Below are 24,721 nucleotides of genomic sequence, written 5' to 3'. Positions count from 1 at the left end.
GTTTATCCTTAACTTGCTACATGATCGACAGCGAGGTTCTGACTGACTTGTACTGACTTTTTATCATTTTTAGTCTTCCTCAACAATGCTTTAGCCTGTTCTAAAAGTATCCGATCATTGTCTTGACGTGCTACCTGCCAGTTGATTTTGGCCCAGTAAAGTGCTTTTTGGGGCTGAATATCAATATTTAAATAATATTTTGCCAGATCGGATGCATGCAAGCTGTCTTGTCTTTGCTCGCGCAATTTAACTCTTTGGGCAAAAGTCCATTGCCATTTAACAGTATTGCCAAGGGATTTTTCCGCTATCGCTAAGCGCAATAATAGTGCGTCGTCTTGAACAGCGTTATTATTGACGACACTGGAGAGCATATCGTACACCTGTTGATGTTGATTTAATGCCAACTCAATATCAGACCATAGCGCTAATAAACTAACCGGAGCATTGTCCATATCTAACTGATTTAAATAACTCAATGCTTCTTCTGCCATACCTTGCTTAAATGCCATGTCAGCAAGAATTTGCACTATCCAACGTTTTTCTGGTTCATTATTAGGTTGATACAACTGGTACAACCGAGCTAACTCTTGATAACTTTCGGCCAGTTTGCCATTTTGACTAGTCACTTCTAAAGCACAGGTAGAAATCAACAAAATATCGGCTTTACCGATTAGGGTTAAACACGCTTGCCTTGCACCGACAATATCCCCTTGTACCAGATGAATATTGGCTTTTAATAACCAACTATTTATCGCAGTCGGTTTTAATTCAATGGAGCGTTCTAACGCCTTTATCGCCCGATCAAATTGGTGTTGATGCTGTAATACTCGAGCATATAAATAATAGGTCTGCGCATCGGGGCTGGCATTGGCCATTTTGGCTTGTAACCAAGCTTTTGCACGACCGTAGCGATAGTCAGCTTCACCGGGATATTGTCCTTGTTCAATAAAATCACTGATGTCGTCTAAGCTCATTTGCTTGTCGGTATCATTAAACACTTTCCAGGTCGCAATAACTTCACTGGTATCTTTTGGTGTATATGGCGCCGCAGTACTGTTGCCTACCATCAACAAACATGCACTGACAACCATTACAATATTGATGTAAAATTGAATATTGAGGCTAAATTGAGGGTACTTAATCATTGGTGTTAATCGCCCTGATATCACTTGCATAACGCCTCCTTAATGCCATCCTTGGCTATGAATATCGATCTAATTAATCATTACTTCTCAGCTGAGATAATCATTCATTGGATGAATAAGATAGATATTTGGTCCTGTGTTATAAACTTAAGCTAGCGAATAGAACTCGCACTATTAATCCAGTAATAAGTCGTCGTAAAAATCAGCCGTTGAAACATCGTTCTCAACCATGCGGCCATTAACACGTAAAGGTGCAGCTTGGCTTAGTTGTAAAAATGCCTGACGACTTAAGCTTGAAAACATCACTTGCTGTGCATCAATGGTAATGTTCACCATCGCTACCACAGGGTCGTTTACGCCATCACTCACAGCAACAGTAAAACTGTCCATGCCAGTCACTTCATTGGCAGGAGTATAAGTAAACTCGCCATTTGGCTTTAAACTAACCGTACCAAGCGTCGGTTCACTCATCACAATAAACGTTAATGCATCACCATCTTTATCGGTGGCTATCACTTGATCTGTCACTGGCGTTTCAGTCACGGTGGATAGCATGACACTGCTCACCATTGGCGCACTGTTTTTAGCCATGGTCATCGCATCATCATCTGAGTTACAACCAGCTAAAAAACCGCCACTGAGCACACTGATTAATACCACTGGTTTAGCGAGATTATTAAGCGCTTGACGCGTCGCATATCGAATAGAAGTATTCATCTTATGTTCCTTATTTTGAGCCCGAAAGCGGCGTCGCTAAGTAAGGGAAGTGATCCATCATCATGGTCGCGTCAACGGGTGCACCATCAGTAAATGGCACGTTACCAACGATGGCATCATCACTAGTACAAAGGCCTAAATCCGTGTCAGTACCATTGACTGGGATGGGGTAACATAAACGTCCCATTACCACGCGCAGTGCAATATCAACCACATCATCACCCGGACGACGACCATTTGGGAAACCGGCTAAATCATCACCAGCCACACCAAAAGCTGACTGCATATCACGTGATTTTGCCGGAATGCCGGTATTAAGACGCAACATTTCTGAAGGCGTCACCATCTCAAGTTGGTTAACACCAGCAAAACCAGTGAGAAATGCAGTAACAAGATCGATACGAGGGAAGTTAGTTGGCGCTAACGTTTCAATGTTTGTTCCCAACGTTTGATTAACCGCGTCTTTGAACAGAATGTTAAGCAACTCTGGTAAGCTCGGGTGCGTCACATAGTCAGCAAACTGAGTGTCATCTTTAGGATGTGAAGTCGAAAAGGTGTCTTTATCCTTTAAGCCAATCACTAACTCGTTAACCAGTGGATTACCCAGACGAGATACCTGAGTTAATGCGCCGCCGTTGACTTCAGTTTTACCCACTTTGGCATTTGGATTTAAAATACGCGCTTGCGGTAAACTGGCGGTAGTCCATGCACCAATGGTGCCGTTGCCTTGAGTCGTTAAACAAGACTTTGGCACTTCAATTGAAATGGCTGTGACATTTTTATCCATCAAATCATCATTATCAACAGATTGAGTGATGCCACCTGGAAATCCACCTTGGTCGCCAGCGCCCGGTGCACTATCACCTTCTACAGGCACATAGTTGACCAAATCAAAGGTTTTGCCTAAGTTAACCACGAAAGGGTCTTTACGTTGGCCAACAAACACTTTACCAGGACTTGCACAACCATCGAGATTAAATTCGTAGATGAATTGACCCGCATAACTTGCATACGCGCTGCTATCACCGAAACTCTTATTACCAATGTAATCCAGTGGTTTATGGAACATCGCCCCTGAAGTATTGGTTAACGCTGTTGCGCTACCACTATTTTGTGGTCCTTTAACAAGTGTTAACTCATACGACTCGCTAAAGTTTGCCGCACTTTGATCCGCAGCAGTAATGCCACCAATATTTTTAAGCGGTACTGACACACTACGTTGATTGTCAGCAGGACCAACCGTTAGCGCAATACCTTGATTATTATTGGCAAGCTCATTGGTAAAGTTAAATTGGAAGGTTAAATCTTCTATAGCATCACCATCATTATCGATATGAATGCTGTATACCGCAGCAGGATCCATCGCATAATAGTTAGGTCCGCCGTAGGCATCTTGCAGTGGAATATAGTTGGCGATAAGAGTGACGAAATCTTCACGTCCAGCTTCGTAGCTATTAAAAGCGTAGAAGTCGGTAGAGTCTAATGTTGGAAAACGAGTGATATTGGGTGCTTCTCGGTGACTTGACGCAAATGCATTAGCGCCTAATAAAGTGCTGCATACGATACTGGCGATTAGGGATATTTTTAGTACTTTCATGACCATTTCCTTGTTATGTAGTAGAGTCATATCAGTAAACGGCTCAGGTTCCATTTTGGATGCAGGTTTTAGCAATTATTGTTGAAATAAATCAAATAAAAAAATTAACATACTGAATTTAAATGAATTTATAAATAAACTATTTTTGCTAATTTAATAAAAATGTTAATTTCTGCATAATGAACTATCAATATGGTCCTTTCAATACAGCCCCTCTATACAATTTCTTTAATACAATCCTTTAGTATGTGAACGCTCAGAAATGAGTCGTTAACAATTTCCCGTTAACCGATGACTCATCGATAGCCAATGGATCCAATGGATAGTTGCAACCATAAAAAAGCGGCCAATAGTCTCACTATTGGCCGCTTAAATGTTAGCGTGGTAACACATCAATGCTTTGAAGCATCACCCTATCATTAAGGCTTTATAAAATTGCTAGCTCTGCGGTATACAATACCTCTGTTGGTAAGCCATTTGGTGAGCCGTTCAAAGGCTCTAAACTTACCGCCAGAGCCACTATATCCATGTCATCAAATTGACTGTTTTTCACCAATGTTAACTTGCCTGACTTAGGCAGTAAGCCTAATGAAATTGGATTTTCGACACCTTTAGCCACCATCCATAACTCATAGTCTTTATTCGCCAGTGGCTTAAGGTTACTAGTAGAGCGCACTTCAATCGTATTGGAGGTGACTTCAATCAGCCATAATGCTTTAGATTGTGCACTTTGCACTACCGCAACTTGCTGCGATGTAGCAACTGGTACAGGCTGATTATTCACAACTAAAACAGCCATAACAATGGCTGCTGCGCTTGCCATTGAAGCCAATCCCTTCCATAAACGGTTACGTGTTGCCATAGGCACCACATTTGAGGTTTCTGGCGATGGCGCTTGGGCCACATTATCAACAAACCCTAGCGACATACTGATTTGTTGCCAAACCCGTTCATCTGGGGTTATCGGCGTTAACAATTGATTCATGCCATGTAAATGTTGCTCCCATAACCAAGTGCTTTCACGCAGACTGGGAATTTGCATCATTAATTTTTGAAACCGACATCTAGCTTGGCCACGCAATGTACCAAGTACATATTCTGCTGCTAATGCATCTTTTAATTGAGGATCACGATAATTCATAGCGATAAACACCTCTGTAATTGTTGTAAACCACGACGGATCCAACTCTTAATAGTGCCTAATGGTAAATCTAAGTGCCCCACAACTTCGTGATGCGATAAACCATTATAGTAAGCGAGATGAATTGCTTGTTTCTGCTGAGGCTCGAGTTCTCCCATACACTGGTCGAGTTTATTTTTATGAACCTGAGGCCCGTCATCATTGATATGCTCTTCAAAAACGGCTTCTTGGCCATCTTCAAGTGGATCTTCCTTTCTGACCTTTTGATAACGCAACATGTCTAAGGCTCGGTAACGAACAATACTGATCATCCACGTGAGAACCGATCCTTTTCCGTGTTGATATTCTGTCGCGTTATGCCAAATTTTTACGTAGGCTTCTTGTAATACCTCTTCGGCTAACTCACGTCGACCGAGCATTTTTAAGCTAACTGCGAATAACTGGCCACTGGTAGATTGGTATAAATCAGCAAACGCTTGTTTATCTCCATCTGCACTAGCACTTAATAAGTTAAGTAAGGTGTCTTGATCCATAATCTGCCACGTTTCCCTATGATGGTTCGATATAGTTGATACAGGCTAATTGCGCATATATTGATAAAAAAGCCCCAATAGTGTTTATACGAACCAAAGTTAATATTGGATGCAAAATAAATAAAATAAAATAAAAAAGCACCATCACTTTTCAGCATGGTGCTTGGTAGCAATAATATGAAGCTATATTTAACCTTGCAGTAAATACTCTTCAGCTTTCTCGATACTGCGCGGTTTACCCACCAGCATTAAAATATCGTTACGCCTTAATATCCACTCAGGGGGGGGATCGATCTCCTCGCCTTTACGCCGCACCGCTCTAAGCTCAACATCCAAAGCTTGCCATGGAATATCTGCAACGGTTTTACCCACCGCACTAGCACCTGAAGCCAGTGACACAGCATGGAGTAAATCTAAGGTAAAATCAGTTTCTGTGCCGGAAAAGAAACCGTGTAAATATTGATAATGATTACGACGTTCAGATTCCAAGCGTTTAATAATCCGCGCTAAGGGGACGCCACATTTAAACAACACTTGCGACACCAGCATTAAGCTGCCCTCAAGTGATTCAGGGATAACTTGGGTCGCCCCCGCTTCTTTAAGCTCATGTAGATTCGCATCATCGCGAGTGCGCACCAATATTTTTACATCGGGAGCCAGTTTACGCGCCACGGCTAAACACTCTTCAGATTGCCTTGGTTCGCAAAATGTCACCACCACTAAGCTCGCTTGACGAATGCCCATCTTCTTCAATAGCGCCATTCTGCAAGCATCACCAAAATGAATATTTTCGCCTGCGGCTCTCGCTTCTGTCACTCTGGTGGGATCTAAATCAAGCACCATATAAGGCACCGCTTCTGTTTTCAAAAAGCGTGCAATCGTTTGCCCTACGCGGCCGTAACCTAAAATCAGTACCACATCACTTTCGTCAGAATGAGGCAATACAATTTCTATCGGTTCATTTTTAGGTGGCAGCTTATTGCCGCTAACCTTTTTGGCAATATCAACACTGTGGCGGATCAGCCAAGGCGCCATTGACATAGATATCACCGCCACGGCGACTAACACAGTGCTTACTTCGGTATCGAGTAATTGATAATTTACTGCTAATGCCAGTAACACAAAACTAAACTCACCGACTTGACCTAAACTAATTGCGGTACTGAGTGATACCTTAGTATTTTCACCCACAAGTTTGAGCAAACCGTGCACGATTAATATTTTGGTGAGCACCACACCTGCCAAAATCAATAATACTTGCCACCAATATTGCATCACTAAATCGAAATTCAGTAGCATGCCGATGGAAATAAAAAACAAACCCATTAATAAATCACGAAATGGCCTGATGTCAGCCTCTAACTGGCGCCGATACTGGCTTTCGCCAAGTAACATCCCAGCAATAAATGCCCCTAACGCCATCGATAATCCAAGCCATTGAGTAAACGCGCCCGTCACTAAAGCAACAACTAAGGTAGATAATACAAATAATTCATTTGAACGTGAGCGAGCTACTTCGTCAAAAATACGTGGCAATATCCATTTACCAAATGACATTAATCCTAAAAAGGCCAAAATACCGGTGAGTAATCCCCACGCGATACTATTGAAGCTCATTTCAGCACCGCCTTTGGCTAATAGCGGCATTAAAATCAATAGCGGCACCACCGCTAAATCTTGAAATAACAATACACTGACCGACAGCTCGCCGTGTCTGCGCCTTAACCAGTTTTGTTCATTAAGCAGCTTTAACACTATGGCCGTTGACGACAGCGCAATAGCCGAACCAATCACCACCGCAGCCACTAAGTTTTGCCCAACCAACATAGCAATGCCGCCAGCCACAAAGGCTGTTACCAGCATTTGGGCGCTACCCAGGCCAAAAACCGTTCGGCGCATTGCCCACAACCTCGGTACCGAAAACTCAAGTCCTAAGGTAAACATCAGTAGCACTACGCCTAACTCAGCCACAGATTGCATTTGTAATTGGGTAAACCAATGAAAACCGCTGGGGCCGCTAACAACCCCGGTGAGTAAATAAGCTAAAATGGCCGGTAAGCCGAGTCGACGTAACAATGCAATCGCCACAATAGCAATCACAAGCATCAACAAAATATGGATAAAAATACTGTGTTCCATTGTGGCTTTGGCTCCTTGTCAAAAAACTGTCGAAAGGGAAATAAAACGTTTTGTTAGCACTACAGTAAAACAACAACCAATTAATAACTATAGAAAATTTTTCATAGGCACGATTATTGCTAACAATATGGTAATTAGTTGTAACGTACTGGAACCAATATTATGGATTTTTCAATAGCGACAGAATTATATCCTGAAGATTACTGGTACCGTTCAGACGCTTACTTGAATATGGAACCCGAACTGGACCTTATTCAAGTGATTCAACAACTACATGGAAGTTTAGATCCTCGGACAGTTTTTGCCTGCTTCGGCAAGATCCTAGGACAACATTTGCCGATTAAAGGACTACAATTGAACCTAGACAAACAAAAGTTTGTTTGGGGACGTCACTACGGTATTGAACTGCAACGTACTATTAACGATAACCAAGATACGTTTATCATAACCTATCAGTTGTCTGTAGCACTTAGTTCGGCGCAAAAACACACTTTAGAGCAACTTGAAGGCATATTAATTCAACCGTTGAATAATGCGTTGAAGTATCAAAATATGTCTAATCAAGCCATGTTTGATGCACTAACCCAATTAGGTAATCGTTATTATTACCGCCAGGCAATCGACATCGCATTAGCACGAGCTAATCGCCAGCAAGGCCAAGTGTCTTTAATTGTATTAGATTTAGATAAATTTAAACAACTTAACGATGCGCATGGCCATAAAGTCGGTGATTTTGTATTAGTAGGCTTTGCCGCATTAATTAATGAAGCCATTCGTAATACAGACCAAGCCTTTAGAATTGGCGGTGATGAGTTTGTGATCGTTACCCAAGGGGATGCCCAGGCCGCTGCAATAGTATGCCAACGTATCATTGATATGATGCCAAAACATTCTGAGCTCACCGAATATAACATTCAGTGCAGTTTAGGTATTGCGGAGTCAAAACCGCAACAACAAGCAGAAAATATATATGAGCGTGCCGATAAAGCCATGTATTCCGCGAAAGCTGCCGGACGTAACTGCTATCGAATTTGCGCTAATTAGCACAACCTTATACTTATGTAGTAACAACTAATTAATAAAAAAAGACCTTAACAGGTCTTTTTTATTGGTTGATTATTGTATGGTAATTACATACCGCGAAGCTGAATACGCCTTAAAAACTCAGTCATCACTCGGTCATACACTAAATCACCTAAAAACAAATCCTCGACGCCATGGTCGATACTCGGATTGTCATTCACTTCAATCACATAAGCCTTACCGTCGATTTCTTTTAAGTCGACGCCATACAAGCCAGCACCAATTAAATTAGACGCTTTAACCGCAGCATCGACAATATTTTGTGGCACCATTTTCAAGTCAATACAGTCAAAATCACCACTGCTAACACGGCCACTTTGATGATGTTGGTAAATCTGCCAATGACCGCGACTCATAAAGTAACGACAGGCATAAATAGGTTGACGATTTAGCACGCCGATGCGCCAGTCATAATCGGTTGGCATAAACGCCTGCGCTAAAATTAGCGCGCTGTGCTCAAAGATTATCGCTGCTTGTTCAAGTAAAGTTTCACGGTCTTTAACTTTAACAACCCCGAGCGAAAATGCGCCATCGGGTACTTTAAGTACAATCGGTAACCCTATGGTGTTAATAACATTATCGGCCCAGTTTTTATCTGAGGCTTTAAAGATTAAACTTTTGGGTACGGGCACTTTATGTTTGTTTAATAGTTCGGTTAAAAACACCTTATTAGTGCACTTCATAATGGATTCAGGATCATCCATTACCACTAGCCCAAGTTGCTCAGCCGCTTTAGCAAACCGATAAGTAAAGTTGCTGATATTAGTGGTTGAGCGAATAAACAAACCATCAAATTCACTTAACCGAGCCAGATCATGAGAACCAATTTGGACTAAATCCATGCCAATACGATTAGCCGACTTAGTAAATAACTTTAACGCGGCTTTATCTGATGGCGGCATTTTCTCATGCTCATCCACCAGCATGGCAATTTCGTAACGATAACGTTTCGACGGTTTCGGTAAACGCCATACTTTTTGTGAAAACACTTCAAGATACTTGGCAAATAAATCTTGTTCAGGCTCGGTTAAATCTTGAAACGCAGCAGGCTCAATGGTGTTAACTTGCCATTTACCTGACATTTTTAACAAATTCACCTGCAATACAGGCACAGTAAAACGTTCAAATATTTTACGCGCAAGCTTGTCTAGCAACGGATTATCACAATAGCCAAAATACAGCTTCATGCTGATTTCATTCACCGTCTCTGGCAGCTTATCTAAGCCTGATTGCGGCAAACTAAAAAAACGGTCCTGAGATAAATCATTAATGGTCATTACCCGAGGGATCACGCGATGCCCACGGGCTTCCGCCATTAACGAGCAGTAATAACCTGTGCTTAAATAATCATAACTGCGACACAAGTTAATCACTTGCATGGCGCTTTGATCTGCAAATGCACCCATTTCTAAATAATCATGAACCGTGACCATATGGTCACTGGGCAAATAGGGACGCCAATCATTAACATCGTCGGTGACAATTAAAAAATGAGCCATAAATATCTGTTGCCTCTTGTGCGGTTTAGCGCGTAAATTAAGCCACTATCATGTTTTGCCAACTCGAGCCGACTCATGCTTATTCGTCAAGCTACCCCCAGCGATTTGCCCCAACTAAACCACATCGAAAACAATGCATTTAGTGGCGATAAAATCAGTTCTCGGCAGATGAAACGCTTTATCAATTCACCTCTGGACAGCTTATTAGTGGCCGAAATAGACGGCACACTTGCAGGCTATGCCCTAGTGTTGTTTCATCGTGGTACTCGGCTAGCCAGGTTGTACTCTATTGCCGTTGCAAGCGAATTTAGAGGTCGCAACATTGCCTTCGAACTGGTCACACAATGTGAGCACACAGTAGTCGAACGTGGTTTCATTACATTACGCCTAGAAGTGCGAAACGACAATATCGCTGCCAAAAATCTTTATTTAAAAATGGGTTATAAAGTCCTAAAAACCTTAGTGCATTATTATGACGACTTGGCTGATGGCGTGCGCATGCACAAACGCCTAGACCCACCAGGGCCAAGCAAAGTCATCAAGATGCCTTTGTATGTACAAACCACCCCATTTACCTGTGGCGCGGCCTGCTTAATGATGGCCATGAGTGCGGTAAAGCCACAATATAATCCAAGTCGAGTTGATGAGCTGAGCATTTGGCGCGAAGCCACCACAATTTTTATGACCAGCGGCCACGGCGGTTGCAGTGTTCATGGCTTAGCCTTAGCAGCGATTAAGCGCGGATTACAGATTGAAATGTACAGTCAATCAACCTCGGTCCCTTTTATAGATAGCGTTCGTGACAGCAATAAAAAAGCCGTCATCACCATTGTGCATGACGACTTTTGCCAACAATTGATTTCGCAAGGTGTTGAGATACACAACGCGGCACCTACACTGGTTCAAATTAAACATTGGATTGACAGCGGTTATGCCGTTTTGCTGATGATAAGTACTTATCGCTTTAATGGCGAGAAAGGCCCACATTGGGTGGTATTAAGCGGTTACAACGAGCAGTTTATGTTTATTCACGACCCATTTGTTGAAGCACAAAAAGATGCGATTAACGCTGCATATGTACCGATTAGTCAGTCAGAGCTGGCGCAAGTGATGCAGTATGGGAAGCAGAAACAAGTGTCTTGTCTAGTGGTTAAGTCATCTTTGGCTTAAGATGGTTAAGTTTTTTATGGCCTGCAACCACAACTGGCTATTCAAACTGCGTTTGAATTGAGATCGCAAGGTTGCACCTTGATCAGGTCAAATTTACCATCGTTCTCTCGATGGTGGTGTAGAGCAGGGATCCAGCTGTTTCTTTTGTTGTTTGTGCTTATGGCCTGCGGCCACTAACGTCGTGGCGCTTCGCCCATACCAGATTAACATCGCAAGGTTCCACCCTGCACGGGCCAAAAGGGGATCAACAGCAATCCCCTCTTGGATCACCCCTGCCGTTCCGGCAACATTTTCGCTTTTTAACCAAACAACAGCAGCGAAAAAATTGCGACGGAAATTGATCTAGCGTTTAACTGCATTTATAGCCTGCTTCGGCCTTATTCGAAAATGCTAACGCTTCCGATGGGGCGTCCCTTCCCCTCGAAAGCTAGCTCGCCATCCTTGGCTAGCTCACGTCATTTTCTTCAACGACCTCAAGTCCAGAGTTGAATTTAACCATTTGAAAGCTGAGACTAACTCGTTTTTGGACAAAAGCTGGTTAGAGTTAAAGCTCTTAAAGTGATGAGTCTAATTAGGGGATATATTGCAAAAATTTACAACCTAATGTCAGCAATGCGTACAAAGTTAGCATTATAAATTTTATGATGAACGACTGCTAGGAGCCAGTAAGATGATGAACAATCATTGTTGACTTTCTATGCCTCCTGCAAGCTCTCATCGGATGTTGGAACATCCTTTATAGAGCGGAACCTTTCACACCAAAGCGAACGCTGGGTAAAAAAAGAAAAGGTGCTTATAATAATTAATGGAAGATTACTATTAATTATAACGAACTTAATGAGGTTTCTATGAGCACTAAAGAGTACGTGTATGAAGATACCAATAGCGATTTTGCGCTGTTTCAAGAAATCACGTTTGATGATGAAAACAATAACCCCGCTGTACTGCAAATCGATAATGCTTCAGACTTTTCGGTTTTTTCCCACAAATTGATGAGTGATAGTGATAAAGTTTCGTCACAACTTATAGCTGAAATTCCCGCAGACGAATTCGATAAAATTGCAATTGAGTGGTGTAAAAAGCGTAAATTGCATGGTGCGTTAGGAGGGCCAGTCGGTCTAGAGTTTGGTAGCCCTGATTGTAAGTATGATTAATTATAAACTGGTCGAATTCGACCAGTTTAGCTCCTCTCTTTGGAGTTACTGAAACTAATGGCACAAAGTTATCGTTAATAATTTGATGATGAGTGAACGCAGTGGTGGCGCAGGAGCTAGTCAAGATGATTTTCATCGAGTTTGCTATGCTATGACTCCTGCAAGCTCATAGCTGCCAGTGACAAGTTATCTGAAACGCTAACTTTGCCACACTGCGGACAGGTACTGTCAACCTATCTGAGTTCGGCGACTAAAAGCTGTAAAACTAACCTTAAGCTAAATTCTGGACGCAACTAACCTGCATCCATTGAGAAAAAGATCGGTCTCGTAGAGTTCGATAATGCTTCGCTTGTAGTCGATGACGGCCAAAGCGAAAGAGATTGTTTACCACCCCATGGCACCTAAGAAACCGTTGAGCTTGGCCTTGTGATTTAAAGTTACGCATCTGCCTTTCCTGCTGTCGAGTCGGTTGGTGTGATAACTCACATCGATTATTCTCATATTGAACTGTAGCGTGCTCAACACTTGGGATTAATTCTTTTCTTGCAACTGAATAACTAACTGTTAAACGATTCCAAGTTCACGCCTCATTTCCTTAAACATCTTTTCTTGGACTTCAATTAGCTCTTTACCTGATTCAGTGAACTCTTCAGCAATGAACTTCTGGACATAAGCATTTGTTTCTTCAGGCTGCGCCACAAATTGAGTTACGTTGGAGTTCATCCAGTTAAGGAACTCGACAGTTTTGTCCTGTGCCTGCTCAAGAAGGACAATATACCTATCAAGAAGTGATAATAATTCCTCTCCAGCTTCAAGTCGAAGGCCGCCAATTTCATTTTTAAAAGTAAGGAACTGTTCTGAAATATCGCCCTGTAGACCAAATATACTTTTAATGTACCTAAGTGTATTTTCATCTGATGGGTTTGTAATGACATCAAGAATTCCTTCTTGAAATGTTTTGAAAAGAGCTTTTCTTGAGCTTGCCGAATACGCATTCATCATCGCGTAGTACTTTTTATACTGCGCAAGCTTTCCCTCATATAACCGCTTTTTTTTATCTAAGTCATACTCTAATTCTTTTCTCAAATGCTCAAGATCTTGATCATATTCGTGCTTGATAGAATGCCTCAAACGCTCCTTAAGCCAAAAAATACCTAGGACATTTACAAACGCACCCACAAACGCAGAAGTTGTAATTGTTGTAGTGAAGTCCAATCTATGCTCCTATTTGTTTAGCAACTTGATATGAACAAAGTTGCTCATTTGGCTATCCTTAATAACCTGCCACAAGTAATTTACCTACCTCATTGATCCACTGTATCACGACATGATTTCGATTGTATTGGATTAGCAAATTTGGCCACAGAGTTTGAGCCATAGACATGAGGAAAAGTAAGCTAAAATGCAGATGCTTCAAATCATGGTCAATCTCGCTCTGGCTTGCTTTGGGGCATAAATGATTTGCATACCTTGCTTGCAATTGGTGTGATTCAACTCTGAACTTGAGGACGTTGAAGAAAATAGCGTGAGCCTGACAGGACGTCAGGCTAGCTTTCGCGGTACAGGATGTACCATCGGAAGCGTTAGCATTTTCGAATAAGTCCGAAGCCGATTCCAAATAAAGCCCAAAGCTGGATCAATCCCCATGGCGACCTTTTCGCAGCTGTTGTTTTGTAAATAGCGAAAATGTTGCGGGGCGGCTGGGAGTTCCAAGAGGGAACAGCCGTTGGTTTCCTCTTGGTCTGGTGTGGGTGAAGCGCCACGACGTTGGTGGCCGCAGGCCATATGTATCAGCCCATGTAGGGTGGAACCTTGCGATCTTACTTCAAACGAAGTTTGAAAAAGTCTGGTGTGGGCGAAGCGCCACGACCTTAGTGGCCGTAGGCCATTTCAAATAAAAATATACTACGGTTATTTACCGTCTTCCGCTCTGCGTTTTTTAAAGTCTGAATCTTCGATCCATTTTGGCCAGTCGTTGTTGTTGGCAAGCTTTTCAATGATGTCGCTGATTAAAGCTAAGTCTTGCTCTACCCCGCCTAAATTCCAGCTGGCATCGTAATCGTCTGCGCCTTGATGGTACTTATGGGCAATGTAGTCTGGGTCAGTGTCGCCTAAGCTCATGAACATTAACCCAGGGACGCCTTGTTGGGCTAAGGCAAAGTGGTCTGAACGGAACATTAAGCCATTTTGTGGACGGGGATCAGCCTTTACAGTGCGGCCTTGTGCTTTGGCGGCATCGTCTAAATAGGTTTCAAGTTCTGACACGCCTTGACCATAACGCAGGATGTAATTAACACCATTGCCTACATTCATGCCGTCTATGTTTAAAAACGATACCAGTTGTTTAGTCGGTACCGGAGGATTGGCAGCAAAGTATTGCGCGCCAATAAGGCCTGTTTCTTCGGCGGTAAATGCAGTAAACAGAATAGAGCGTTTAGGTGCTTTGTTTTGCGCTTTAAAATGACGCGCTAATTGCAATACACCAGCAACGCCAGAGGCATTGTCGACGGCGCCGTTTAAAATAACCGTTTTACCATCTTGCAAGGTTTTACCTAAATGATCCCAATGGGCATGCATGACTAACCATTCGTCGGCTTGGCTGGTACCTGGTATCAGCCCTGCTACGTTATATGAGGTGGCTAATTCAATGGTATTTTTTACTGCTAAATTGGCTTTGAGTTTAAGTGGTATAGACTTAAAACCCGCTTTTGCTGCGGTGAGTTTGACTTTATCAAAGTCTAAGCCTGCTGCTTGAAACACTTTTTGCGCGGTTTGGTGTTGGATCCAACCCATGACGCCAATGTGTGATTGGTTTTTGTGGTCATCAACTAAAGTGTATTTAGTATTAGTGTTGCTGTTTTCAACGACGTTCCAACCGTAGGCTGCGGGTGCAGTTTCGTGGACAATAAACACCGCTTTGGCGCCCTGCCTTGCTGCTTCTTCATACTTATAAGTCCAGCGGCCATAATAGGTCATGGCATTGCCTTTAAAGATGGCAGGATCTTGAGTCGCAAAGCCTGGGTCATTGACCAGCATAATCACGGTTTTGCCTTTAACATCAATGTTGGCGTAATCATTCCATTGATATTCTGGCGCATTAATACCATAGCCAACAAACACTACATCGCTGTTATCTACATTCACTTGAGGCTGAACTTGTTCAGTACGGGCGGTGAAGTCAGTGCCGTTGTTGAACACTAAATTGCCCATACTCAGCTGCATTGTTTGATCGGCAGTAATTTTAGCCATTGGCACAGCTTGACGATAACTGTCACCAAAACCTGGAGCGAGTCCCATTGCTTTGTAGGCGTTTTCTAAATACTCAACCGTCAGTTTTTCACCATGGGACAATGGCCCACGACCTTCAAATTCATCACTTGCTAAGGTTTGCACATCTTGACGATAGGTTTTTTGATCAAATTGAAACGGCGTAGCATTTACGCTTGGCAGCAAAAACGCACCAAGCACAGCTAATAAACGAAAGGTATTCACAGACAACATCCTCTGTTGAGTATTAAGAAAAACCATTGTAGCAACAAGATCGCCACATTGAAAAAAGGATTAGAGTAAACATTATTATTCGTAAAAGTTGGAAATAAAACTCTGCTCTGTTTCACATAATAATATTGAGTTAATTTTGCCTATATCAAAAATAAGTTGACATAATATGTCTTAGCAAACATAGTGAGACATATTATGTCAAAGGCTGTATATCAAAGATAATATGTCTCTGGGTAAGTTTGATATGGAATATGCGTACCGTTGTTATTTCGCACGACTCACTCTATCTCTTAACGCTAATTAATGTGAAAAGGAAAATACATGAAATTTATTATGGTGGCTTTAATCAGCTTTACACTTGGTGTTGTAGGTGCAGGTTTTGTTGCATTGAAGTTTTTCGCTTATGGCGGGCAAAGTGTTGCCGCGGCAGAGATCCAAATGTCGACAACGACATTACAATTGATTGAGTCAAACAAAATAGACTTAGCGGTTAAAAAACTTTGCTCTGTATTACCGATAGCATTAAAAAATAAAACGGAAATGGATGCTTCATTTTTTGCAACTGAATTTAATTACGGTCAAACAGGACCTGGAGAACATATTGAAAGTCAGGCGGAGAAATTGCTCCAGCCAGAAAGGATCTGTCAACCCGCCAATTAACAGGAAAGATAAACATCTGTGGCCTAACTGAAACAATTTAGTACTACCTATTTTAGATAGTAACTTCGTGCAGTGTTAGGCTTTACTGCTATGCCTTCATCGTCCTAAACCTAACGCTTTTATCGCATATAGCAGTGAAGCTTTCTGGCACTTAGTCATAGGCATTATCGGCTGTAGCTTGTTATCGCTTTAAGCTGTTTTTATCGCTTGTTACCATTTTGACCGACGGTTACCGCTTGTTATCGTCTTGACCGACGGTTACCGCTTTTCATCGTGCGTCAAAAAGCGGTATACAAATCCCTTGCTCACCCGTTTGCGCTAAATAGCGTTTGTCGACCCATAAACCAACGGCGGCGACTAAGGTGTCACCATAAAAAACTAACGGGATTTGTGGTCTACGCCATGGCGGGATATTGCATTCTTGCCACAGTTTCTTTAATTCGCGCGGTTTTTGCCGTTGTGATGTGGCAAATTGTGGCTGACATTTAATTGAACCTGCCGCGCCAAAGCGTATGCTCACGGCGGTATTATTGGGTAAAGCAAGTAGCGGCGTATTGTCTGTGGCGATTTGCAGGCCCAGCTGGCATTGCTTGTGCCCAACTCGGCACACTATCTGTTGCAGCTCGCCTTTAAGCAGTTGCTCAAATGGTTGTTGAACTGTACTTGCATCAATAGCGTCGAGCTCTTTATGGCTAACCACATAAGCGATACCAGCAAAGCGTTTAACCTGATAATCGCCCCACTGAATCGACATATTCGCGTCGTCTTTAGCCGCTAACAGTTGTGACAGGATCTGCTGTAATTGCGCTTGCGAAGGTAAACTAACGCCACAATGAATTAAATAACCGCGAAACAGTAATGCTTGCCAAGCGGCACTCAATTGGCCAAACCCAGTAAGCGTAAACCCAGTTGATTCGGTCATTAATGCATTTGTAACGCCTGGCACGATTAACCACTCGGGTAAGCGATGACTCACTTCGTCGTCAATAATCTGTTGCTGCTCGGCACATAATGCAGCGCTACGCCCTGCGGTAATCGCAATACTTGGCCAACGTTGTTTTAATCTTGGAATGATATCGAGGCGTAAAAAATTTCTATCAAAGCTGTCGTCTTGGTTACTTTCATCTTCGATATGGGATAGTTGTTTTTGCGCCGCAAATTGTTCAATCTGCTCGCGGCTGATATCTAATAATGGCCTTATGAGCCAAGCTTGTTTGTAAGCTTGTATCGCCCCCATTGCCGCTAAGCCTTTTGGACCTTGGCCACGTTTTAACGCGAGTAATAAGGTTTCAAGTTGATCATCTTGATGATGGGCAGTGAGTAAAATGTCACCGGGATTAAGATAACGGTCAAATGCTTGGTAACGAGCATCACGGGCTTGCGCCTCTAAACTCTGCCGAGGGCCCTTTTCAACCTTAACTCGTTCAATCTGCACTGGCAGCTGATAATGATTAGCTCGAGTGATACAGTGCTGTACCCAAGTGTTAGCATTGACACTAAGTCCATGATGAACATGAATAAGCAGGCAAGCAATATGCGGATGCTTGTGTGCCAAGGCACTTAATCCACATGCGAGCACTTCTGAGTCAACGCCACCACTGTAAGCCAGTACTAACTTAGGCGATGATTCACCTTTAACTACACTCATTTGATAAAGGGGTAATATCGCTTGTTCGAGCAAACTTAGCAGTTGTGGTGCACTCATTTGCTCTGTTAACGAAGACTTTTCAATCATGATGCGCGCCTAATTAAACACGATTTTGACGTTAGTTGAACCAAGCATGCTTTCGAGGGCTAACATTAACTCATCACTGGGATTAACTCGCCACTCTTCACCTAACACGATTTTGCCGCTGGCTTGCTGTTTGGTGTAGTTAATCACCACAGGCACAGCGCCCTTACGCCACGGTGTTAATGTTTGCTCAAAGGTTTGTAACCACTCAGGCGTGACATCATCGCCATGAACATTGATTTCAACCGCTTTGGCAAAGTGACTGCGCGCTTCGCCAATTTCAATGATATTACGGGCGTTCATGCGATTGCCGCCAGAGAAATCATCAAAGCTGACATCACCTTCACAAATTAAAATGCGATCTTTTTCGAGCATGTGGCCAAACTTTTCAAACGGTTCGGTAAATAGCATGACTTCTAAACGGGCACTTTTATCATCTAATGTGACTAAGCCCATTTTAGAGCCACGCTTAGTGATCATCACCCGTGTTGCCACCACTAGACCAGCTGCTTTTACGGTTTTACCGCGCTCGGTTGGGTGAATGTCTTTTAAGCGGCCATTAGTGTATTGCTTCAGTTCTTTTAAATACTGATTAATAGGGTGACCAGTAAGGTAAAGTCCTAATGTTTCGCGCTCACCTTCCAACCAGATTTTGTCTGGCCACGGAGTACAATGGACAAAGTTTTGCTTACTGTCTTCAGGTTCACTATTGAGTAAACCAAACATGTCATTTTGACCAGTCGCTTCTGCTTTAGCATGTTGCGCCGCAGCACTAATCGCTTGAGGCAAGGTCGCCATCATTGATGCTCGATGCGGGCCTAATGTGTCTAAGGCGCCTGCAAGGATAAGCTTTTCAATTACTCGCTTATTGAGTTTTTTTAAATCAATTCGAGCACAAAAATCGAACAGGTCGGTAAACGGTCCATTTTTACGGGCTGTTAAAATAGAATCTACCGGGCCTTCACCGACACCTTTAATCGCGCCGATACCATAAACAATATTAAGGTCGTCATCGACAGTAAACTTGAATAAGCCTTTGTTGACATCGGGCGGAATTAGCGGCAAGCCCATGCGTTCACATTCGTCAACCAAGGTGACGATTTTGTCGGTGTTGTCCATGTCGGCAGACATTACCGCGGCCATAAATTGCGATGGAAAATGGGTTTTTAACCACAAGGTTTGATACGACACCAGTGCATAAGCGGCAGAATGCGATTTGTTAAAACCGTAACCGGCGAACTTTTCCACTAAGTCGAAGATCTTCATCGACAAGTCGCCGTCGACGCCGTTATTAATCGCCCCTTCTTTAAACGTGCCGCGCTGCTTGGCCATTTCTTCAGGTTTTTTCTTACCCATTGCACGACGGAGCATATCCGCGCCGCCTAGGGTGTAACCCGACAATACCTGAGCAATCTGCATGACCTGCTCTTGGTACAAAATGATGCCGTAGGTCGGTGACAATAACTCTCTTAGTGACTCATGCTGATATTCAGCATCTGGGTATGACACTTCCTCACGGCCGTGCTTACGTTCAATAAAGTTGTCAACCATGCCTGACTGCAAAGGACCTGGGCGGAAAAGAGCCACGAGTGCAATCATGTCTTCAAAACAGTCGGGCTGCAGACGTTTAATCAGGTCTTTCATACCGCGAGATTCCAGCTGGAATACCGCGGTTGTTTCGTAGCGTTGCAGTAATCTAAAACAGGCAGGATCGGCAAGCGGAATGGCTTCGATACTAACGGGTTCTTTACCTTCTTTAATCAGGCGCGGATTAATCATCTGCAATGCCCAATCAATAATGGTTAAGGTACGTAAGCCCAAGAAATCGAACTTAACCAGACCAGCAGTTTCAACGTCATTTTTATCAAATTGTGTTACTGGGTTTAAGCCTTCGGCATCGCAATACAGCGGTGCAAAATCGGTAATTCGAGTCGGTGCGATAACCACACCACCGGCATGCTTACCCGCGTTACGTGTTACCCCTTCTAAGCGGCGACACATATCGATAAGTTCTTTAACGTCTTCATCGCCGTCATAGGCTTCAGGAAGCGCGGGTTCAACTTCAAAGGCTTTCGCCAATGTCATCCCTGGTTCTGCGGGGATTAATTTAGTTAACCGTTCAACAAAGCCGTAAGGATGACCTAATACGCGGCCAACATCGCGCACAACGGCTTTGGCCGCCATAGTACCAAAGGTAATAATCTGTGATACCGCTTCTCGGCCGTATAACTCGGCAACGTGATCAATGACTTCGTCGCGTCGGTCCATACAAAAGTCGACGTCGAAATCGGGCATGGATACACGTTCAGGGTTCAAGAATCGTTCGAACAGTAAATCGTATTCTAAAGGATCTAAATCGGTAATTTTAAGCGCGTATGCGACTAATGAACCCGCACCAGAACCACGGCCGGGACCAACTGGAATGCCGTTGTCTTTGCCCCACTGAATAAACTCCATCACGATAAGGAAGTAACCAGGGAAACCCATCTGGTTAATGACTTTCAGTTCAATCTCGAGGCGTTCGTCATATTCGACACGTTTTTCAACGCGAACTTGTGGGTTTGGAAATAAAAACTCAAGACGTTCTTCTAAGCCTTTAACGGACACGTTAACCAAGAAATCTTCAATGGATAAGTCGCCAGTAGGGAAATTAGGCAAAAAGTATTCATTTAGGCGAATGGTGACATTACAGCGTTTCGCAATTTCAACGCTGTTTTGAATTGCTGACGGAATATCGGCAAACAATGCGATCATTTCATCTTCGGTGCGCAGGTATTGTTGATCGCTGTATGTTTTAGGGCGACGCGGATCGACTAAGGTAAAACCATCATGAATTGCCACCCGGATTTCATGTGCTTCAAAGTCATCTTGTTTTAAAAACACCACTTGGTTAGTGGCAACTACAGGTAAACCTTTGGTTGATGCTAGCTCAACCGCCATGTGTAAATAGCGTTCTTCATGGGCACGACCCGTGCGGATAAGCTCGAGGTAATAGCGATCTTCAAAGTGTTGTTGATAAAAGGCAATCAGCGACTCTACTTGGTTTTGATTACCTTTTAATAATGCCTTACCGACATCGCCATCTTTGGCACCCGAGATAATGATCAAGCCGCTGTTATATTTGACTAACCAATCTTGGTCGATCACCACTCGGTTATCGACATGACCACGAAGATAAGCTTCACTGATCAACTGAGTCAGATTTTGGTAACCTTCATTGTTCATCGCAATAATGGTTAAGGCGCAAAATTCTTTTTCAAAACCAGGTGTTTGCACCCAAAAATCTGCGCCAATGATCGGTTTTATCCCCGCACCATTACAAGCACCATAAAACTTAACCAAACCACAAAAGTTGTTTTGATCAGTTAACGCTATTGCTGCCATCCCCTGATTCTCAGCAGCAGCAATAATAGGTTTAACTTTAGCAACGCCATCTGACATTGAATAATCACTGTGGACGCGCAAATGAACAAAACGAGGATCGGACATAGAATATTTTTTCTTCGAAAAAGATGAATGAAACAACACGAAAATGCGGGATTTAGACTACCAAACTACGCGATGTTATCCAACGATAAACTCGCTTAATTTGGCTATTATCAAAATGTATCCTGAAGCAATATACGTTCAGCGACAGGTTTAAAACTTCTACGATGCTCAGGTAATACGCCATACAAGGCTAACGCTTCAAAGTGCGCTTTGGTTGGGTACCCTTTATGCTTAGCAAAGCCATACTGCGGGTGCAGATTGTCTAACGCGTCCATCTCGGCATCACGAGTGACTTTGGCAATAATGGATGCCGCACTAATAGCAGCCACTAAACCGTCGCCTTTAATTATCGCATGACTGGCAATACCAAAATCCGGTACCCGATTACCATCAACCAGCACTCGTTCAGGTAAAATGGATAACCCGGCTACTGCGCGTTGCATGGCCAACATGGTGGCATGCAAAATATTCAGCTCATCGATTTCAGCAGGGCTGGCACGGCCAATACTGACACTTAGCGCATTATCCATAATCTGTTGATATAAGGAATTACGACGTTTCTCGCTAAGCTTCTTAGAATCATTAAGGCCAACAATCGGTTTATTTGGGTCTAATATCACCGCGGCAGTGACCACATAGCCAACCAATGGACCACGTCCGACTTCGTCAACACCAGCAACAAGCCCTTGTGAAATAATGGCTACTTGTTCAGGGGTAATATCTTTTATCACAACCGATAATGTCGACATATTAGCTTATCCTAGTCAGGTTACGGCGCTGGTAATAATGCTACTACAGCATCTGCAGCTCGCTCGCTGGCATTACACTTTAGCAATTGATGTAATTCTTCAAAGCGGGTATTTAGCGGTGCAAAATCTTGATTAAGCTGGTTGATTATCGCATCGGCAATTAACTGTGGTTGGCAATTAGCTTGCATCAGTTCTGGCACGATGGTGTCGTTTGCGAGTAAATTAGGCAACGAATAATTTTTGATTTTCATCATTTTAATCGCGATGGCGTATGTAATTGGGCTAACCCGATACGACACAACCATAGGACGTTTAACCAGCATGGCCTCTAATGTCGCGGTGCCAGATGCTAATAAAATACAATCTGCAGCAGCCATGACTTCGCGAGATTGACCTTCAACAATAGTGACTTCTAGATCGGGAGCAAACTCCTCCAGTGCAGCAAGAAACTGTTGTCGACGAGCATCATTAACCACTGGGGTGACAAATTTGATGTCTGGAAAGGTTTGCTTAACTAACTGAGCAGCTTTTATAAATGGTTCAGCTAATTGCTTTAGCTCTCCGCCTCTGGACCCTGGCAATACTGCCAAGTATTCAGCATTAGGATCTAATCCTAATAACTGCCGAGCAGCCAGCTTATCACTGTGCATCGGAATATCGTCCGCAAGAGTGTGCCCCACAAAGGTACAAGGTACTTGATGTTGGTCGTAAAACGCTTTCTCAAACGGCAATAACGACAACACCATATTAGTGGCTTTAGCAATTTTAAATATACGTTTTTGACGCCAAGCCCATACTGACGGGCTGACATAATGGACTGTTTTAATCCCTTTGGCTTTTAATTTAAGCTCTACGCCAATATTAAAATCGGGCGCATCAATACCAATAAAACAGTCTGGCGCTAATTCAGTAATTTGTTTCACGAGACTAGAACGAATATGAAGCAGTCGAGGTAAATGTGATAACACTTCGACTAAGCCCATGATCGACAGTTCTTCCATTGGGAATAAACTCTCAAACCCTAGAGCTTGCATTCGAGGGCCACCAATGCCAATAAAGCGCGCATCAGGGTAGCGTTTTTTGAGTGAATTAACTAAACCGGCACCTAAAATATCGCCGGAGATTTCTCCGGCGACAATGGCGAATACTTTTGAAGGAGAGTTGGTCATCGTTTCCGTCTATCGAATAATGCCACGAGCAGAGTGGTTGATAAATTCCATAAATGCTTTCACATTGATGTCTTTTTCAGCGGCCTCGATTAATTCAGCGTTAGCTTCTTCAATGGTTAAACTCTTACGGAAAACCGCTTTATACGCACTCAAGATTGCTCGTTGGTTTTCTTTGGTAAAACCACGGCGTTTTAAGCCTTCTAAGTTTAAGCCACGCGGTACTGCAGGAGAACCAGCAGCCATCACAAATGGGGGAACATCTTGCAAAATAAGTGAAGCACCCGCGGTAAAGGCATGAGCGCCAATGTGTACAAACTGATGCACACCAGTCATGCCGCCCAAAATAACCCAATCGCCAACATGTACATGACCCGCAATTGAAGCATTATTGGCCATAATAACGTTATCACCGACAAAACAGTCGTGGGCAATATGAACATACGCCATAAACAGACAGTTAGAACCGATGCGAGTTTCACCTTTATCTTGGGTCGTACCACGGTGAATGGTAACCGACTCACGAATGATGTTATTGTCGCCGATAATTAAGCGAGTTTGTTCGCCTGCGTACTTTTTATCTTGACACTCTTCACCAACTGAAGAGAATTGAAAAATACGATTACCTTTACCGATAACCGTTGGACCTTTAACCACAACATGAGAACTTATCCATGTGTCGTCGCCGATTTCAACGTTTTCACCAATGTAGGTCCAAGGACCAATAGTGACGTTATTACCAATTTTGGCTGTTGGGTGAACAAACGCTAATTTATCTATCACTTCTTAATCTCTCTACGTGCACACATGATTTCAGCAGAACAAACCAGTTCACCATCAACCAAGGCTTCACCAACAAACACACCAATACCGCGACGCTCTTTAATCATTTTAACGTGAAAATGTATTTGGTCGCCTGGCTCAACAACACGTTTGAAACGCGCTTTATCAATACCAGCAAAATAATACAGTACCTCTGGAGACGGCTCTGTACTCATGGTTTTAAAGGCAAGTAAACCCGTTGCTTGTGCCATGGCTTCTAAAATGAGCACGCCAGGCATAACAGGCTGTATCGGAAAATGTCCCTGAAAAAAAGGCTCATTTATGGTGACATTTTTAATCGCATGTAAGTGCTCACCTACAGTAAAGTCCAATACACGATCGATCAACAAAAATGGATATCTATGAGGTAGATATTTAAGTATCTCTTTAATATCCATGGTGTTTAATTGGTTTGACACACTAC

20 protein-coding genes are annotated in these 24,721 nt (G+C 43.0%); 4 read left to right on the top strand and 16 right to left on the bottom strand.

The features are described 5' to 3' along the window. Positions 1-8: 8 nt before the first annotated feature. The 6 genes from HNW13_RS03520 to HNW13_RS03495 all read right to left on the bottom strand — a co-directional run bounded on the left by HNW13_RS03520 (position 9) and on the right by HNW13_RS03495 (position 7,272). On the bottom strand, positions 9-1,175 hold the full coding sequence (locus HNW13_RS03520; RefSeq protein WP_192115278.1) for a tetratricopeptide repeat protein: 1,167 nt from the start codon (positions 1,173-1,175) through the stop codon (positions 9-11). Positions 1,176-1,319: 144 nt separating this feature from the next. Next, the gene (locus HNW13_RS03515) at positions 1,320-1,862 is read right to left on the bottom strand and encodes an Ig-like domain-containing protein (protein ID WP_192115279.1); all 543 of its coding nucleotides are present in this window, start codon (positions 1,860-1,862) and stop codon (positions 1,320-1,322) included. 10 nt (positions 1,863-1,872) lie between these two features. Next, a complete protein-coding gene (locus HNW13_RS03510; protein WP_192115280.1) occupies positions 1,873-3,459 on the bottom strand; it encodes a DUF4331 domain-containing protein in 1,587 nt (528 codons plus the stop codon). A gap of 427 nt (positions 3,460-3,886) precedes the next feature. Beyond that, positions 3,887-4,600, bottom strand: coding sequence for an anti-sigma factor (locus HNW13_RS03505; protein WP_192115281.1), 714 nt, complete (start codon positions 4,598-4,600; stop codon positions 3,887-3,889). Further along, positions 4,597-5,133, bottom strand: coding sequence for a sigma-70 family RNA polymerase sigma factor (locus HNW13_RS03500; RefSeq protein WP_192115282.1), 537 nt, complete (start codon positions 5,131-5,133; stop codon positions 4,597-4,599). The genes HNW13_RS03505 and HNW13_RS03500 overlap by 4 nt, the downstream gene beginning before the upstream one ends. Positions 5,134-5,322: 189 nt before the next feature. Further along, positions 5,323-7,272 (bottom strand): monovalent cation:proton antiporter family protein, encoded by a 1,950-nt coding sequence (locus HNW13_RS03495; RefSeq protein WP_162023495.1) that lies wholly within the window; start codon positions 7,270-7,272, stop codon positions 5,323-5,325. A 162-nt stretch (positions 7,273-7,434) separates the two neighbouring features. Between HNW13_RS03495 and HNW13_RS03490 the strand changes: the two genes are divergently transcribed. Next, complete coding sequence (locus HNW13_RS03490) at positions 7,435-8,316, top strand: GGDEF domain-containing protein (protein WP_101086648.1); 882 nt, start codon at positions 7,435-7,437, stop codon at positions 8,314-8,316. Between the two features lie 86 nt (positions 8,317-8,402). Here HNW13_RS03490 and HNW13_RS03485 read toward each other — a convergent pair whose 3' ends face one another. Beyond that, complete coding sequence (locus HNW13_RS03485) at positions 8,403-9,854, bottom strand: RimK family protein (RefSeq protein ID WP_101086647.1); 1,452 nt, start codon at positions 9,852-9,854, stop codon at positions 8,403-8,405. Between the two features lie 75 nt (positions 9,855-9,929). Here HNW13_RS03485 and HNW13_RS03480 point away from each other — a divergent pair, with 75 nt between their 5' ends. After that, complete coding sequence (locus tag HNW13_RS03480; protein WP_192115283.1) at positions 9,930-11,024, top strand: GNAT family N-acetyltransferase/peptidase C39 family protein; 1,095 nt, start codon at positions 9,930-9,932, stop codon at positions 11,022-11,024. Positions 11,025-11,872: 848 nt separating this feature from the next. After that, positions 11,873-12,178: a hypothetical protein gene (locus HNW13_RS03475; protein WP_192115284.1), complete on the top strand. Its 306-nt coding sequence runs from the start codon at positions 11,873-11,875 to the stop codon at positions 12,176-12,178. A gap of 271 nt (positions 12,179-12,449) precedes the next feature. Here HNW13_RS03475 and HNW13_RS03470 read toward each other — a convergent pair whose 3' ends face one another. From HNW13_RS03470 to HNW13_RS03460, 3 genes are all read right to left on the bottom strand, one after another. Further along, positions 12,450-12,710: a DDE-type integrase/transposase/recombinase gene (locus HNW13_RS03470; protein WP_347813076.1), complete on the bottom strand. Its 261-nt coding sequence runs from the start codon at positions 12,708-12,710 to the stop codon at positions 12,450-12,452. Positions 12,711-12,742: 32 nt separating this feature from the next. Next, the gene (locus HNW13_RS03465) at positions 12,743-13,393 is read right to left on the bottom strand and encodes a hypothetical protein (RefSeq protein WP_192115285.1); all 651 of its coding nucleotides are present in this window, start codon (positions 13,391-13,393) and stop codon (positions 12,743-12,745) included. Between the two features lie 696 nt (positions 13,394-14,089). Next, positions 14,090-15,679 (bottom strand): M28 family metallopeptidase, encoded by a 1,590-nt coding sequence (locus HNW13_RS03460; RefSeq protein ID WP_192115298.1) that lies wholly within the window; start codon positions 15,677-15,679, stop codon positions 14,090-14,092. A gap of 321 nt (positions 15,680-16,000) precedes the next feature. On the opposite strand from HNW13_RS03460, the gene HNW13_RS03455 reads away from it, so the two are divergent. Then, positions 16,001-16,339, top strand: a complete 339-nt coding sequence (locus HNW13_RS03455) for a hypothetical protein (RefSeq protein ID WP_192115286.1) — start codon at positions 16,001-16,003, stop codon at positions 16,337-16,339. Positions 16,340-16,607: 268 nt separating this feature from the next. Here the strand turns inward: HNW13_RS03455 and tilS are convergent, their stop codons facing one another. The 6 genes from tilS to fabZ all read right to left on the bottom strand — a co-directional run bounded on the left by tilS (position 16,608) and on the right by fabZ (position 24,716). Continuing rightward, on the bottom strand, positions 16,608-18,074 hold the full coding sequence (gene tilS / locus HNW13_RS03450) for a tRNA lysidine(34) synthetase TilS (protein ID WP_192115287.1): 1,467 nt from the start codon (positions 18,072-18,074) through the stop codon (positions 16,608-16,610). A 9-nt stretch (positions 18,075-18,083) separates the two neighbouring features. After that, positions 18,084-21,560 carry a DNA polymerase III subunit alpha gene (gene dnaE, locus HNW13_RS03445; protein WP_192115288.1) on the bottom strand — a complete coding sequence of 1,159 codons (3,477 nt, stop codon included), beginning with the start codon at positions 21,558-21,560 and terminating at the stop codon, positions 18,084-18,086. Between the two features lie 110 nt (positions 21,561-21,670). Beyond that, positions 21,671-22,309, bottom strand: coding sequence for a ribonuclease HII (rnhB, locus tag HNW13_RS03440; RefSeq protein ID WP_192115289.1), 639 nt, complete (start codon positions 22,307-22,309; stop codon positions 21,671-21,673). 20 nt (positions 22,310-22,329) lie between these two features. Continuing rightward, positions 22,330-23,478, bottom strand: coding sequence for a lipid-A-disaccharide synthase (gene lpxB / locus HNW13_RS03435; protein ID WP_192115290.1), 1,149 nt, complete (start codon positions 23,476-23,478; stop codon positions 22,330-22,332). Positions 23,479-23,487: 9 nt separating this feature from the next. Beyond that, the gene (lpxA, locus tag HNW13_RS03430; RefSeq protein WP_101086637.1) at positions 23,488-24,258 is read right to left on the bottom strand and encodes an acyl-ACP--UDP-N-acetylglucosamine O-acyltransferase; all 771 of its coding nucleotides are present in this window, start codon (positions 24,256-24,258) and stop codon (positions 23,488-23,490) included. Further along, positions 24,255-24,716, bottom strand: a complete 462-nt coding sequence (gene fabZ, locus HNW13_RS03425) for a 3-hydroxyacyl-ACP dehydratase FabZ (protein WP_011636755.1) — start codon at positions 24,714-24,716, stop codon at positions 24,255-24,257. The genes lpxA and fabZ overlap by 4 nt, the downstream gene beginning before the upstream one ends. Positions 24,717-24,721: the final 5 nt, after the last annotated feature.

Origin of the sequence: Shewanella sp. BF02_Schw, from assembly GCF_014596695.2 — a bacterium.
Taxonomy (GTDB): Bacteria; Pseudomonadota; Gammaproteobacteria; order Enterobacterales; family Shewanellaceae; genus Shewanella.
This window is presented reverse-complemented; position numbering and strand designations above follow the sequence as displayed.

What these genes read in the sequence shown, in the direction of transcription:
- HNW13_RS03505 (WP_192115281.1), bottom strand. Translation starts at nt 4,600, where the DNA reads ATGAATTATCGTGATCCTCAATTAAAAGATGCATTAGCAGCAGAATAT.
- HNW13_RS03490 (WP_101086648.1), top strand. Translation starts at nt 7,435, where the DNA reads ATGGATTTTTCAATAGCGACAGAATTATATCCTGAAGATTACTGGTAC.
- HNW13_RS03500 (WP_192115282.1), bottom strand. Translation starts at nt 5,133, where the DNA reads ATGGATCAAGACACCTTACTTAACTTATTAAGTGCTAGTGCAGATGGA.
- HNW13_RS03480 (WP_192115283.1), top strand. Translation starts at nt 9,930, where the DNA reads ATGCTTATTCGTCAAGCTACCCCCAGCGATTTGCCCCAACTAAACCAC.
- HNW13_RS03495 (WP_162023495.1), bottom strand. Translation starts at nt 7,272, where the DNA reads ATGGAACACAGTATTTTTATCCATATTTTGTTGATGCTTGTGATTGCT.
- HNW13_RS03520 (WP_192115278.1), bottom strand. Translation starts at nt 1,175, where the DNA reads ATGCAAGTGATATCAGGGCGATTAACACCAATGATTAAGTACCCTCAA.
- HNW13_RS03475 (WP_192115284.1), top strand. Translation starts at nt 11,873, where the DNA reads ATGAGCACTAAAGAGTACGTGTATGAAGATACCAATAGCGATTTTGCG.
- HNW13_RS03485 (WP_101086647.1), bottom strand. Translation starts at nt 9,854, where the DNA reads ATGGCTCATTTTTTAATTGTCACCGACGATGTTAATGATTGGCGTCCC.
- rnhB (WP_192115289.1), bottom strand. Translation starts at nt 22,309, where the DNA reads ATGTCGACATTATCGGTTGTGATAAAAGATATTACCCCTGAACAAGTA.
- HNW13_RS03510 (WP_192115280.1), bottom strand. Translation starts at nt 3,459, where the DNA reads ATGAAAGTACTAAAAATATCCCTAATCGCCAGTATCGTATGCAGCACT.
- lpxB (WP_192115290.1), bottom strand. Translation starts at nt 23,478, where the DNA reads ATGACCAACTCTCCTTCAAAAGTATTCGCCATTGTCGCCGGAGAAATC.
- dnaE (WP_192115288.1), bottom strand. Translation starts at nt 21,560, where the DNA reads ATGTCCGATCCTCGTTTTGTTCATTTGCGCGTCCACAGTGATTATTCA.
- HNW13_RS03460 (WP_192115298.1), bottom strand. Translation starts at nt 15,679, where the DNA reads ATGTTGTCTGTGAATACCTTTCGTTTATTAGCTGTGCTTGGTGCGTTT.
- tilS (WP_192115287.1), bottom strand. Translation starts at nt 18,074, where the DNA reads ATGATTGAAAAGTCTTCGTTAACAGAGCAAATGAGTGCACCACAACTG.
- HNW13_RS03455 (WP_192115286.1), top strand. Translation starts at nt 16,001, where the DNA reads ATGAAATTTATTATGGTGGCTTTAATCAGCTTTACACTTGGTGTTGTA.
- HNW13_RS03515 (WP_192115279.1), bottom strand. Translation starts at nt 1,862, where the DNA reads ATGAATACTTCTATTCGATATGCGACGCGTCAAGCGCTTAATAATCTC.